We start from the raw sequence: 12,213 nt of genomic DNA on the forward strand, positions 1-12,213 counted from the left end.
CTTAAGAGCGCGGCTTCAGCGGGTCAGGTCAGCACTGTTGCTTGTAGAAGTACTGGGCGTTGGCGTCCATGTCGGCCTTGGTGATGGAGTGCAGGCCGGCGGTGATGGTGCGCTGGGTCGGCTTGTTCTCCAGCGCGGCCACGGCCTGCTGCACGCCCTGCTGCCCGATCGACGCCGGGTCCTGTGCGATCAGGCCCTGGTACTCGCCCTTGCGCAGGCCCTCCACCTCGGACGGGCTGGCGTCGAAGCCGACCAGGTTCACCTGGCCGATCTTGCCCGCGTTGCGCAGGCCGGTGGCCGCGCCCTCACCGGTGTTCAGGTTGGTGGCGAAGATGCCGACCAGGTCCGGCGTGGCGGACAGGGTCGCGGTCACCTTGGACGCGGCCTGGTCCGGCTCGTTCTGGGTGAACTGGGTCTCCAGGCCCTTGAGGTTGGGGTGGTTCTTCAGCTCCTCCTCGAAACCCTTGGCCCTGGCGTTGGTGGTGGAGGTGCCGGCGATGGTGTCCAGCACCAGCACCGAACCCGGCTTGTCGCCGACCAGCTTGGCCAGCGTCTGCGCGGCCAGCTTGCCGCCCTCGGCGTTGTTCGAGGAGATCGACGAGACCGCGACGCTGGTGTCCTTCAGCGAGGTGTCCACCTCGACGACCTTGGTGCCCCGGTTCTTCACCTGCTGGATCGGCGCGAGCATGGCCTGCTCGTCGGTCGGCGCGATGAGCAGCCCGGCCGGCGGCGCGGAGCCGAGCGCGTTCACCTTCTCGGTCTGCATCGCGGCGTCGAACTTCTGCGGCGCCTGGGTGTCCAATGTGTACCCGAGCTTCTTGGCCTCGGCCTCGGCGCCGCACTGCATCGAGATGTAGAACGGCTCCGCCTGCGCGCCGGGGATCAGGGTGAGCTTCTTGTTGTTCTGTGTCTGGCCGCCGGCATCGCCGGACTGGCCGACCTGGCCGCTGCCGCAGCCGGCCACCAGCGCCGCGACCGCGAACGCCGAACCGGCGGCGGCGAGCGTCTTCCGGTTGAACTTCATCACTGCACCTCTTTGTGCTCGGTAACTGTGCTTGGGAACTGTGCTCGGGACTAACGGGAGTTGCGAAGCCGGCGGCGTCGCTGGTCGAACCAGACGGCCGCGATGAGCACCGCGCCCACCGCGATCATCTGCCAGAAATCCTGAATTTGCGTGATGTTGAAGCCCTTCTTCAGCACTGCCGGGATGAACACCCCGATCACCGTGCCGAGTACCGAGCCGACCCCGCCGAAGAGGCTGGTACCGCCCATCACGGTGGCCGCGATCGCGTTCAGGTTGTCGGTGGTGTGCGCCGTGATGGTCGTCGACGCGTAGTACGCCAGCGACATGAAACCGGCGATCCCGGCCAGGAAACCGGTGAGCAGGTACACCTTCAGCAGGTGCGCGGTCACGCCGATGCCGGAGCGCCGCGCCGCCTCCGCGTTGGAGCCGACCGCGTAGGTGTAGCGGCCGAACTTGGTGGTGTGCAGCAGCCAGGCGCCGATCAGGGTGATCACCACGGCCACGATCACCAGGTTCGGCACGCCGCCGAACGAGGTGCCGTAGCCGAGCGTGTTGTTCAGCGCGGTCGGCACGCTGCGCACGTCGGAGCCGTTGTTCAGCAGGTACGCGGCGCCGAGCGCGGCGCCCATCGTGCCAAGGGTGACGATCAGCGGCGGGATCTTCGCCACCGCGATCAGGAACCCGTTGAGCAGGCCCCATACCGTGCCGGCCAGCACCGCGGCGATCAGGCCGACGGTGATCACGCCCCAGCCGGCGGCGCTGGCGTTGCCGTCGCTGAGGCCTTCCATGGTCTTGCCGCCGACCATGCCCGCGAAGATCAGCACCGAGCCGACGGACAGGTCGATGCCGGAGGTGATGATCACGAAGGTCATCCCGACCGAGAGCACCAGCAGCACCGAGGTCTCGATCAGCAGGGTCTGCAGGGTGAACACGCTGGCGAACTCGGCCGGCCGCAGCGCGGTGAACACCACGATCAGCGCGAGCAGCACCAGCGCGATCCAGAACGTGTTCGCCGAGACCAGCCTCGCCCCGAGCGGCCGTTTGGCGAACCCGCCGGTTCCGTCCACTTCGGACTGAACCGCGGCCTTGGTGTCGGTGGCCTTCGTCATGCGGCCTCCTCCTGGGTCAAAGCGCCGGTCATCGCGGCGACGAGGTCTTCCAGCTTGGTGTCCCGCGAGGCGAACCTGGCCACCCGCCTGCCGAGGCGCAGCACCTCGACCCGGTCCGCGACCGAGAGCACCTCGGGCATGTTGTGGCTGATCAGCACCACCGCGATGCCCTCGTCGCGGACCCGCTTGATCACGTCCAGCACGCGCTCGCGCTGCACCACGCCGAGTGCGGCGGTCGGCTCGTCCATGAACACGACCTTGCTGGCCCACACCACCGACCTGGCCACCGCGACGCTTTGCCGCTGGCCGCCGGACAGCGAGCCGATCGGCACGTCGGTGCTCTGCAGGGTGACGCCGAGCCGCTGGAACTCCTCGACCGCGCGGCGGCGCATCTCCGGCTTGTCCAGCATGCCGAGCTTGCCGAGGATGCCCTTGCGGTGGATCTCCCTGCCCAGGAACAGGTTCGCCGCCGGGTCGAGCTCGGGCGCCACCGCGAGGTCCTGGTACACGGTCTCGATGCCGAGCCGCCGCGCGGTGGTCGGCGAGTCCAGCACGACCTTCTCGCCGTCCAGCAGCAGCGCGCCCTCGTCCGGCTGTTCCGCGCCGGAGAGGCATTTGACCAGGGTGGACTTGCCGGCGCCGTTGTCCCCGATCAGCGCGGTGACCTCACCGGCACGGGCCTGGAAGGACGCGCCGCGCAGCGCCTCCACCGAGCCGTACCGCTTGGTCAGCCCCTGCGCGTCGAGCAGGATCTCCTCGTTCATCCCTGCCTCCCCGATACGGGTGGAAGGCAGCGGACCAACGTCAGGTCACCTTCCACAGTGGACTCTCCGGCGGCGTAGGGCACCACCAGCGTTTCACCTTTGGCCAGCGTGAGCTCGCCGCTGTGCTCGGTGCGAAGCGTGCCGGAGCCGTCCAGCACGACCAGCACCGCGAAGGACGGGTCCAGCGACAACGACGGCGACGGCCGCACCTGCTGGGCGCGGAAGAACTCGGCGGCGTCGTCCACCAGCAGCTCGACGGTGGGGCCGGGCAGCCCGGCGGTCCGCTTGACGATGCTCCGCAGCCGCTCCTCGTCCCAGCCGGAGGTGTCCAGCGCCTCGATCGCGGTCTCGAAGCCGAGGCCGAGGTGGCCCTTCTCCGGGTTCGCCAGGAAGTCGCGCCACTCCAGGGTGAGCGAGAAGTCGGTCGGCTGCTGCAGCTCGACCACGAACACGCCCTCGCCGATCGCGTGCGGCAGCCCGGCCGGGATGTACACCGTGTCGCCGGCGGTGACCGGGACGCTGTTCAGCGCGTCGAGCATGGCCGGTGCGTCCTGTTCCCGCGCCCACTCGTTGATCGTCGCCGCGCTGTGTGACTCCTTGAAGCCGGGGTAGACGCGCGGGTCGTCGCCGTAGGTGCCGACCACGATCCAGGCTTCGGTCTTGCCGAAGTGCGAGTCGAAGTGCTCCTTGGCGAAGGAGTTCGAAGGATGGAAGTGCACCGGCAGCCGCTGCCCCGCGTCCAGCAGCTTGACCAGCAGGCCGGTGGAGTCGGCGAACGCCGCGACGTGCTTGGCGCCCAGCCAGGTTTCGGGATCGGCCCGCACCGCGTCCCGCAGCAACTGGCCGTCGGGCAGCCTGGTCAGCCCGTTCTCCGGCTGGCCGAACAGGGTGGTGGTGGAGCCGACCCAATCCTCGGGGCCGAACTTCGCGGACTCGCCCGCACCGCGCAGCGCGGCGATCGCGTCGCCACCGCGGTAGAACTGCGGCGGCTGGTTCGCCGGAAGCTTGATGGGGCTCGAATACCCGCTCACGGGCGGACCTCCCCGGAACCGCGGGCTACAAGACGCACAGGAAGAACTACCTTTCTCGGGGTGGACTGATCGCCCTCGACACGGGCGAAGAGCAGTTCTGCGGCCGATTCGCCGAGCGCGCTCACGTCGTGCGCGATCACGGTGACCGGCGGGTCGAGCATGTCGGCCAGCTCGAAGTCGTCGAAGCCGACCACGGCCGGGCGCGCGACGTCGTGCGCGCCGTGCGCCAGCGCACGCAGCAGGTGCACGGTGACCCGGTTGTTGCCGGCCACGATGGCGGTGGCCGGTTCGGCGCCCGAAAGCAGCGCGCGGACCGCTTCGCCGACCGTTTCCGGGGTGGGCGTGCGCATCACGACCAGGCGCTCGTCGTAGCGGATGCCGGCCCGCGCGCAGCCTTCGCGGAAGCCGCGCAGCCGCTCGGCGGCGGTGAAGATGTCCGGGCTGTCCGCGAGGAAGGCGATCCGGCGGTGGCCGAAGGACGCCAGGTGGGTGACCGCCTCGACGGTGCCGCCGATGTTGTCCACCAGCACGGTGTCCGCGACGATGTCGCCGGCCGGTCGGTCGATGAACACCACCGGGGTGCCGGCCCGCATCTCCGGCACCAGGTAGCCGTGCTGCATCCCGGCCGGCACGACCAGGATGCCGTCCACCCGGCGGGAGCAGAACTCCAGCGCCAGCTCGCGTTCCCGGCCCGAGTTCTCCTCGGAGGAGCCGGTGAGCACCTGGCGGCCGAAGGAGCCGGCGATCTTCTCCACGGCCCGGTTGAGCTCGGAGTAGAACGGGTTGCCGACGTCCTCCACGATCAGCCCGATGGTGCCGGTGGTGGAGCCGCGGCGCAGGTTGCGCGCGCCGAGGTTGCGCCGGAACCCGAGCTGTTCGATCGCGGCCAGCACCCGCTCGGCGGTCTCCGGGTGCACCGCCGGCTCGTCGTTCACCACCCGGGAGACCGTCTTGATGCTCACTCCGGCCAGCCGGGCCACATCGCTCATGGTGGCCCGCCGGCTGGTCCCTTTGGGGGAACCGCCGCGGCCATCGGACGACAACGTTGTCATAGTGCAGCGGATTGCACACCAAAAACGGGCGGGCTGTCAATGCCTGACTCCATGCCTGAGTCGCTGCCTGAGCCGGATCGCGGGTTTGTCCGGTATCGGACAGGGTGCGCCAGGTTTCTTGACGCACGGCCTGCCGATGCGCCAGGTTACTGCTGGTACGAGCGTGGACAACGATGTCAGGAGGCTGCTCATGCGACCGGTGAGGCCGACCCGGAGTGCTGCACTCCTCCTGACCGCCGTGGTCCCGGCTGCCCTGCTGGTCCCGGCCACCGCCTCGGCGGCCCAGCGGCCCGCCGACCCGGTCGACTCGGTGAACACGTTCATCGGCACCAAGGACGACGGGAACACCTTCCCCGGCGCGTCCGCGCCCTTCGGCATGACCCAGGTCAGCCCGATCGGCTCGCACTACGCCGGCTACCGGTACGAGGACCCGGCGATCCGGGGTTTCGGGCACTTCTTCCTGTCCGGCGCCGGATGTTGGGAGCAGGGCGGGCTGGTGTCCACGCTGCCGACCACCGGTTCGGTCGGGCCGGGCGCCGAGTTCGACACCACGAAGCCGGACACCTTCGACCACAAGCGGTACGCCTCCCCGTACACGCATGAAGGCGAGGTCGGCAAACCCGGCTACTACAAGGTGCGCCTGACTGGCTACGGCGGCGTGGACGTGGAGACCACCGCCACCACCAGGGCCGGGGTCGAGCGCTATACCTTCGCCAAGGGTTCGGGTGCGAACGTCTTCGTGAACACCGGGCAGGCCAACGACAAGGAGCCGGTGACCGCGAGCAGCGTCCGGGTGCTGGACGACCGGACGGTGGCCGGCACCGTCGAGTCGCAGGCGTTTTGCGGCGGAAAGCCTTACACCACGCACTTCGTTACCAGGTTCGACCGGCCGTTCAGCGGTTTCGGCACCTGGTCGCCCGACGGCGGCACCCCCGGCGCCCGGGAGTCCGCGGGCGGGGCCGGGCTCCGCGGCGCGTGGCTCTCCTTCGGCGACGCCGGGCAGGTCACCGCGACCACCTCGATCTCGCACGTGGACGCCGAGGGCGCGGCCGGGAACCTGGCCGCCGAGGGCACCTCCCACGGCAGGCTCCGCTCGTTCGACGACGTGCGGGACGGCGCGCAGCGGAACTGGCGCAAGGAACTGTCCACAATAGACATCTCCGGCGGGGCGCCGGACGACCGCACGGTCTTCTACACCTCGCTTTACCACTCCCTGCTGCAGCCGCTGACCGGCAACGACGCCGACGGCCGCTACCGGGGCTTCGACGACAAGGTGCACCGGGCGATCGGCTGGACCTACTACGAGTTCTTCTCGCTCTGGGACACCTACCGCACGCAGAACCAGCTGCTCGCTCTGCTGCGGCCGGCCAGGGCGAGGGACATCGCGAAGTCCGTGCTGGCCATCCAGGACCAGGGCGGCTGGCTGCCGCGCTGGGCCTACGCCAACCAGGAGACCAACACGATGACCGGCGACCCGGTCACCCCGTTCCTGGTCGACCTGTGGCGCTTCGGCGCGCTGAAGGGCATGGAGGGCCAGGCTTACCGGGCGCTGAAGCAGAACGCGGAGCAGGTGCCGCCGGCCGAGTCGCCGTTCCAGGGCAGGTCCGGCAACGAGAGCTACCAGGCCAATGGTTTCGTGCAGTACGACCCGGACTTCCCGAAAAAGGGCCAGGACACCGACCCGAACCACGGTGCGTCGGCGACCATGGAGTACGCGCTCGCGGACTGCTCGCTTTCGCTGATGGCCAAGGGGCTCGGCAGGAACGGGGACGCGCGGGCGCTGGCCGAGCGCGGCCGGAACTACCAGCAGGTGTGGGACTCCAGCGTGTCCGACCGCGGGGTCACCGGCTTCCCGCGGCCGAAGGTCGAGGGCGGCTCCTGGTACAGCCCGCCGGACAAGCCGTACACCCCGCAGGGGCAGGACGGTTTCCACGAGGGCACCGCCTGGCAGTACCAGTGGCTGGCGCAGCAGGACGTGACCGGGCTGGTGCAGCGGATGGGCGGCCGGGAGGCCACCGGCGCCAGGCTGGACGACTTCTTCGCCTACTCCGACCTGCTCGCCGACCCGGCCAAGACCGTGCGCGAGAAGTGGGTCATCGGCAGTTACGACTACTACAACCAGTTCAGGTACAACCCGAACAACGAGCCCGACCTGCACGCGCCCTGGATGTACGCGCTGACCGGGCAGCCGTGGAAGACCTCCGCGGTGGTGCGGGCCGCGCACACCCTGTTCACCAACGCCCCGGACGGGGTGACCGGCAACGACGACCTCGGCACCATGTCCGCCTGGTACGTGTTCAGCGCGCTCGGCATGTACCCGGCGACGCCGGGCACCGGGCAGTTCGTGCTCAACGCGCCGCGGTTCGCCAAGGCCGTGGTGCACCTGGAGAACCGCCGCGACATCGTGATCGAAGGGGCGGGGGCGCGGCCGTCGGAGATCCAGTACGTGCGGGACCTCAAGGTGAACGGCCGGCCCAGCGACCGGGTCTGGGTCGATCTCGAGCAGCTGACCCGCGGCGCCCGGCTCAACTTCGGCCTCACCTCCGACCCCGCCCAAGCCACCTGGGCCACTTCCCCCGCCTCCACCCCTCCCTCCCCCTGCTCCTCGTAACCTCCCCGCCCCGGCTGTCCGTGAAGGGCACCTTGCCTACGTTGAAGGTAGGCAAGGTGCCCTTCACGGACTAAACGGAGGAGTGGACACAATGGACACGAGGGGCCGAGTTAACCGCTGCTACCAGTGATTATGCTCACCACCCCCGGTGTTCCGGTGATCGCGATCACGGCTCACACTGAGCTTCGACGTTCGACGATGTGGTTGGCGTGAACGGAAACGTCCGTCGTCATCCGGTTACGGACGGTTTGGTGTGCTCTCACTAGGAGGAAGTCGTGTCCAGCAAGGCCGCTCTCTTGTTCCGCGTGGCCGCAGTCGCCGAGGCGTTCTCCTGGGCGGGTTTGCTGATCGGGATGTTCTTCAAGTACGTGCTCTCCCAAGGTGACGGCGGCGTGCCGGTGCTCGGCATGGTGCACGGCGTGGTCTTCGTCGTCTACCTGCTGGTCACCCTCGCCGTGTTCAAGCCGCTGGGCTGGCGCGGCAGGACCGTGCTGATGGCGCTGCTGTCCAGCGTTCCGCCGTTGTTCACCTGGCTGTTCGAGAAGTGGGCGCTGCGCACCGGCAAGCTCGACGGCACCGATCGGCTGTCCTACGGCGGCACCGGCCTGTTCGTCTCCCGGCAGGAGACCGTTTCCGCCTGAGCCTGAGCCTGAGCCTGAGGCGTCGCTATTCGTTGAAGTCGCCGGCGGCCTTGCGCACCTTGGTCAGCAGTTCGGTCAGCTGCGCGGTCTGCCTGCCGGTCAGGCCGGTGAGCCCGAAATCGATCTCGGTGACCGACTTGGTCGCCTCGGTGCGGCGCGTCCGGCCGTCCTCGGTGATCTCCACCAGTGTGGTGCGCCGGTCCGTCGGATGCGGCACGCGCTTGACCAGACCTTCCTTCTCCAGCCGGTCCACAATGTTCGTCACGCTGGTCGGGTGCAGCTGGAGCCGCTCGCCCATCACGCGCATCGGCAGGCTCGCGTTGCGGGAGAAGGCCAGCAGCACCAGCGCTTCGTAGCGGGCGAAGGTGAGCCCGTGCGGTTTCAGCGCACCGTCCACGGCGAACTGGATGATCTGCTGGACGCGCATGATCCCGGTCACCGCGGCCATCGTGCCGGAAGGCCCGATGCGGTCCTCCCACAGCTGCGCCGCGCGGGCGATGGGGTCGAACGGCAACGGACGGTTCATGGCCACCGAAATTACCAGCGAGTATTGGAAAGCTGCGGCAGGGTGGTCACATCTTTCTCACAACGGCCGCAACGAGCACGAGGAGCAGCGATGATCGTGGCATTCAGCGTCAGCCCGTCCGGCGGGGATCCGGACGGCGGGGTCAGCGAAGCGGTGTCGAAGGCGGTGCGGGTGGTCCGCGAGTCCGGCCTGCCGAACTCGACCAATGCCATGTTCACCAACGTCGAAGGCTCCTGGGACGAGGTGATGGACGTGGTCAAGCGCGCAGTGGAGGCGGCCGGGGAGGGCTCGGCCAGGGTCGGCCTGGTGCTCAAGGCCGATATCCGGCCCGGCTACGAGGGGCAGCTCGAAGCCAAGGTGGAGCGGATCGAAGAGCACCTGGCCTAGGGCCTGTCACAGCAGCGGTGGGGCGAAGGTGACCGTCCACTGCCCGCCGCTCTCCTGGACGGCCAGTGTGTAGGAGAACCGGCCGCCCGCCGCCAGCTCGCCGCTGATCGTGGCCAGCCGCGGCGCGCCGGGATCGGGGCCGAGCCGCACGTCGTTCACCTGCGCCCCCGCGTTGCGGAACCGGTCGAGATAGGCCCCGGCGAAGTCCTCGGCGTCCGAGGTCGGATAGTCGAGCACCTGCTCCAGCGCCTCCTGGTCGCCGTCGCGCAGCGCGGTGGCGAGGGTGCTCCGCAGCTCGTCCGGCGAGGCGACGCCGGGGCTGGGCTGGGTGGCGATCAGTACTGTGATCAGCACCACCCAGGCCGCGCCCACCGCGGTCACGATGAGCATCACCAGCCGCCTGCGAGTGAACAAGGTCCCCACTCCGATTCCGTCTCCGCCGATCCGGCCGTCCGCCGCTCGTCAGCGCACCCCACCGGCGGTGAAACGTCCGGTCGAACGTGCCAGGATGAAAGCGTGACACATCCACGCGGATCAGCAGCGAAGTCAGCAGCCATGTCCGCCGCGCTGTCCGGTGCGGTCGATTTGTCCGCGCTGAAGGCGCGGGCCGACGCGGCGAAGCAGCAGCCGGCCGCCGGCCCGCCGACCGCGGCGCCGGGCGGTGCCCAGCCACCGGGCGCCGGCACGGCGGTGCTGGACGTCAGCGAGGCCACCTTCCAGGCCGAGGTCGTCGAACGCTCCCTCAACCAGCTGGTCGTGGTCGACCTGTGGGCGGAGTGGTGCGGGCCGTGCAAGCAGCTCAGCCCGGTGCTGGAGCGCCTCGCCGCGGAGAGCAACGGCGCGTGGGTGCTGGCCAAGGTCGACGTGGACGCCAACCCGCGGATCGCCCAGCTGTTCGGGGTGCAGTCCATCCCGACCGTGGTCGCCATCGGCGGTGGGCAGCCGGTGGACGCGTTCTCCGGTGCGCTGCCGGAGCCGGAGATCCGCAAGTGGCTCGGTTCGCTGCTGGACGCGCTGCGCGACAAGCTGCCCGGCATCACCGCCGCCGAGCAGGGCGGCGACGGCGTGGAGGAGCCGGCCGAGGACCCGCGGTTCACCGAGGCCGAGGACGCCATCGAGCGCGGCGACTACCTCGCCGCTGAGGCCGCCTACCTGCGCATCCTGGAAGCGGAGCCGAACAACGAGCAGGCCAAGGCGGCGCTGACCCAGGTCCGCTTCGCCGCCCGCGCGGCCACCGTCGACCCGTCCGCGGTGCAGCGCGCCGAGGCGTCGCCGGACGATCTGGACGCGCAGCTCGCGGCGGCCGACTTCGAGGTGGCCCAGAACGCGATCGAGGACGGTTTCGCCAGGCTGGTCGCGGTCGTGCGGCGGACCGCCGGCGACGACCGCAACCGGGTGCGGGAACACCTGATCGGCCTGTTCGACCTTTTCGACCCGAGCGACGAGCGCGTCCTCAAGGCCCGCCGCGACCTCGCCTCCGCCCTCTTTTAGTCCGTGAAGGCCACCTTGCCTACTTTGAAGGTAGGCAAGGTGGCCTTCACGGACGAACGTAAGGGGGCTTAGCCGAACTGGTCGGTGCAGGACTTGGACGTTTCCAGGTAGCCCTTGCGCATGGCGGCGACCCTGGCGAAGCCGCTGGCCACCCGGTTGCCGTTGACGTCCGCGGCGACCAGGCTGTCCGGCCGCAGCAGGTCGGAGATGGCTTCGTCCAGGTCGCCGGGGGACAGCCGCAGCTTCTGGCCCTGCTGGGTGGTCACCTTGGCCCACGCGCCGACCAGGCAGGCCGTGCGCAGCCCCGCGTTGGTGTTGTCCAGCGAAGCGCCGACGGCCTTCTGGATGCCCTGCGTGTAGCGGGAGGCGACTTCGGCGAACACCGCGAAGTCGCCCATCCCGCCGGGATCCTCCCCGGCCATCTCGGCCTCCACGTCCACCGACCGGCCGAGCTGGGTCAGTGCCGGCAGGTCCACGGTGACCGCGTTGGTGTCCGCGCAGTAGGACGCCGGCGGGGTGCTCGGCCCGTTCGGGCAGGCGCCGCCGCCGGGCACGATCCGCGGCGGCTGCGCGCCGGTCCCGGTGAACGAGCCGTCCAGGCTGGCCTGGAGCAGGCCGAGGGTCTGCTGGTTGATCTTGCTGTCGCCCTTTCCCTTGTCCTCCGGGTCGAACGGGACTTCGGTGATCCGCGACTGCACCTCGGCCATGTCGATCGCGGCGCAGTCCTTCGGGCCCTTTTCGAACCCGCGCTGGAAGGCGAAGGTCCGGTCGAAGGCGGAACCGTGCGCGCCGCGCTCGGTGGCGGATTCGCCGGCCTGGTCCCGGATCAGGTAGAGCGACGCGAGCACCTGGCCCAGCCCTTCGGAGGTGGAGACGCGGTAGAACTTGCTCTTGTCCTCGGCGACCCAGCGGAAGTAGCCGCCGGCGAAGCAGTCCGCCTGCTGCTCCTTCACGATGGTCGGGGTGTTCTGGCCGATGCCGGCCTTCTCCAGCAGCCGGTACTGCACGGCGTGTCCGAACTCGTGTGCCAGCACGCCGACCACGGCCATCGGGCCGAACCGTTCGAGCAGCATCGGCAGCAGCACGCCGCGGTCCCAGGCCACCGAGTCGTCCCGGCCGCAGTAGAAGGCGTTGACCTGCTTGGCGGTGCCGCCGCAGCCGGTCTCCTGGTCCTCGCCCTTCGCGTCGTAGGACAGCAGCGACTTCACCGGCTCGAACTTCTGCCCGTCGAAGTCGGCGGGCAGGTGCTCGCTCCAGTAGTCCGACACGTCCGCGATGGTCGCCACGGCCAGCCGGTCCGGCTCGGTGTCGGTGACGTTGCGCACTTCCAGCGACGGCTTCGGCGCACCTTCCTTGAGGCCGCTCGCGAAGTGCGTGACGGGCAGGCCCGCCACGTCGCCCGGCGTCCTGGCCTCGCCCGCGGTGCTGTTGCAGGACGCGAGAAGCGCCGCGCCCAGCCCGGCCGCGACGATCTTGATCGCGATGGCCGCCCTGCCCACTGAGAACTTGTTCACGCGGGCACCCTACCTATTGCGAACGGGCGATATGCGCGCCTTCGGCCAACCGGTACCACCGAT

At 69.6% G+C, this 12,213-nt stretch carries 12 protein-coding genes; 4 read left to right on the top strand and 8 right to left on the bottom strand.

All coding sequences use genetic code 11. The features are described from left to right. Positions 1–28: 28 nt before the first annotated feature. Genes AMYNI_RS0125930 through AMYNI_RS0125950 form a run of 5 tightly spaced genes read right to left on the bottom strand, consistent with a single transcriptional unit; the run spans position 29 to position 4,917 of the window. Positions 29–1,024 (bottom strand): ABC transporter substrate-binding protein, encoded by a 996-nt coding sequence (locus tag AMYNI_RS0125930; protein WP_020670987.1) that lies wholly within the window; start codon positions 1,022–1,024, stop codon positions 29–31. A 50-nt stretch (positions 1,025–1,074) separates the two neighbouring features. Next, positions 1,075–2,133: an ABC transporter permease gene (locus AMYNI_RS0125935; RefSeq protein WP_020670988.1), complete on the bottom strand. Its 1,059-nt coding sequence runs from the start codon at positions 2,131–2,133 to the stop codon at positions 1,075–1,077. Beyond that, positions 2,130–2,897, bottom strand: coding sequence for an ATP-binding cassette domain-containing protein (locus tag AMYNI_RS0125940; protein ID WP_020670989.1), 768 nt, complete (start codon positions 2,895–2,897; stop codon positions 2,130–2,132). The genes AMYNI_RS0125935 and AMYNI_RS0125940 overlap by 4 nt, the downstream gene beginning before the upstream one ends. Further along, positions 2,894–3,928 (bottom strand): class I mannose-6-phosphate isomerase, encoded by a 1,035-nt coding sequence (locus tag AMYNI_RS0125945; protein WP_020670990.1) that lies wholly within the window; start codon positions 3,926–3,928, stop codon positions 2,894–2,896. The genes AMYNI_RS0125940 and AMYNI_RS0125945 overlap by 4 nt, the downstream gene beginning before the upstream one ends. Continuing rightward, entirely contained in the window at positions 3,925–4,917 is a 993-nt protein-coding gene (locus tag AMYNI_RS0125950) for a LacI family DNA-binding transcriptional regulator (RefSeq protein WP_020670991.1), read from the bottom strand. The genes AMYNI_RS0125945 and AMYNI_RS0125950 overlap by 4 nt, the downstream gene beginning before the upstream one ends. A gap of 253 nt (positions 4,918–5,170) precedes the next feature. Between AMYNI_RS0125950 and AMYNI_RS0125955 the strand changes: the two genes are divergently transcribed. Next, positions 5,171–7,591 carry a GH92 family glycosyl hydrolase gene (locus AMYNI_RS0125955; protein ID WP_020670992.1) on the top strand — a complete coding sequence of 807 codons (2,421 nt, stop codon included), beginning with the start codon at positions 5,171–5,173 and terminating at the stop codon, positions 7,589–7,591. Positions 7,592–7,866: 275 nt separating this feature from the next. Next, on the top strand, positions 7,867–8,232 hold the full coding sequence (locus AMYNI_RS0125960) for a DUF3817 domain-containing protein (RefSeq protein WP_020670993.1): 366 nt from the start codon (positions 7,867–7,869) through the stop codon (positions 8,230–8,232). A 25-nt stretch (positions 8,233–8,257) separates the two neighbouring features. On the opposite strand, the gene AMYNI_RS0125965 is transcribed toward AMYNI_RS0125960, so the two are convergent. Continuing rightward, positions 8,258–8,758, bottom strand: coding sequence for a MarR family winged helix-turn-helix transcriptional regulator (locus AMYNI_RS0125965; RefSeq protein ID WP_020670994.1), 501 nt, complete (start codon positions 8,756–8,758; stop codon positions 8,258–8,260). A gap of 90 nt (positions 8,759–8,848) precedes the next feature. On the opposite strand from AMYNI_RS0125965, the gene AMYNI_RS0125970 reads away from it, so the two are divergent. Continuing rightward, positions 8,849–9,145 carry a thiamine-binding protein gene (locus tag AMYNI_RS0125970; protein ID WP_020670995.1) on the top strand — a complete coding sequence of 99 codons (297 nt, stop codon included), beginning with the start codon at positions 8,849–8,851 and terminating at the stop codon, positions 9,143–9,145. 6 nt (positions 9,146–9,151) lie between these two features. On the opposite strand, the gene AMYNI_RS0125975 is transcribed toward AMYNI_RS0125970, so the two are convergent. Beyond that, positions 9,152–9,568 (bottom strand): hypothetical protein, encoded by a 417-nt coding sequence (locus AMYNI_RS0125975; protein ID WP_020670996.1) that lies wholly within the window; start codon positions 9,566–9,568, stop codon positions 9,152–9,154. 93 nt (positions 9,569–9,661) lie between these two features. On the opposite strand from AMYNI_RS0125975, the gene AMYNI_RS0125980 reads away from it, so the two are divergent. Beyond that, on the top strand, positions 9,662–10,636 hold the full coding sequence (locus tag AMYNI_RS0125980) for a tetratricopeptide repeat protein (RefSeq protein WP_026360935.1): 975 nt from the start codon (positions 9,662–9,664) through the stop codon (positions 10,634–10,636). A 68-nt stretch (positions 10,637–10,704) separates the two neighbouring features. Here the strand turns inward: AMYNI_RS0125980 and AMYNI_RS0125985 are convergent, their stop codons facing one another. Then, positions 10,705–12,150: a neutral zinc metallopeptidase gene (locus AMYNI_RS0125985; protein WP_020670998.1), complete on the bottom strand. Its 1,446-nt coding sequence runs from the start codon at positions 12,148–12,150 to the stop codon at positions 10,705–10,707. Between the last annotated feature and the right edge of the window lie 63 nt (positions 12,151–12,213).

This window comes from Amycolatopsis nigrescens CSC17Ta-90 (assembly GCF_000384315.1).
Lineage (GTDB): Bacteria > Actinomycetota > Actinomycetes > Mycobacteriales > Pseudonocardiaceae > Amycolatopsis > Amycolatopsis nigrescens.

Coding starts and splice junctions, on each gene's coding strand:
- AMYNI_RS0125930 (WP_020670987.1), bottom strand. CDS start 1,024: ATGAAGTTCAACCGGAAGACGCTCGCCGCCGCCGGTTCGGCGTTCGCG.
- AMYNI_RS0125935 (WP_020670988.1), bottom strand. CDS start 2,133: ATGACGAAGGCCACCGACACCAAGGCCGCGGTTCAGTCCGAAGTGGAC.
- AMYNI_RS0125940 (WP_020670989.1), bottom strand. CDS start 2,897: ATGAACGAGGAGATCCTGCTCGACGCGCAGGGGCTGACCAAGCGGTAC.
- AMYNI_RS0125950 (WP_020670991.1), bottom strand. CDS start 4,917: ATGAGCGATGTGGCCCGGCTGGCCGGAGTGAGCATCAAGACGGTCTCC.
- AMYNI_RS0125955 (WP_020670992.1), top strand. CDS start 5,171: ATGCGACCGGTGAGGCCGACCCGGAGTGCTGCACTCCTCCTGACCGCC.
- AMYNI_RS0125965 (WP_020670994.1), bottom strand. CDS start 8,758: ATGAACCGTCCGTTGCCGTTCGACCCCATCGCCCGCGCGGCGCAGCTG.
- AMYNI_RS0125970 (WP_020670995.1), top strand. CDS start 8,849: ATGATCGTGGCATTCAGCGTCAGCCCGTCCGGCGGGGATCCGGACGGC.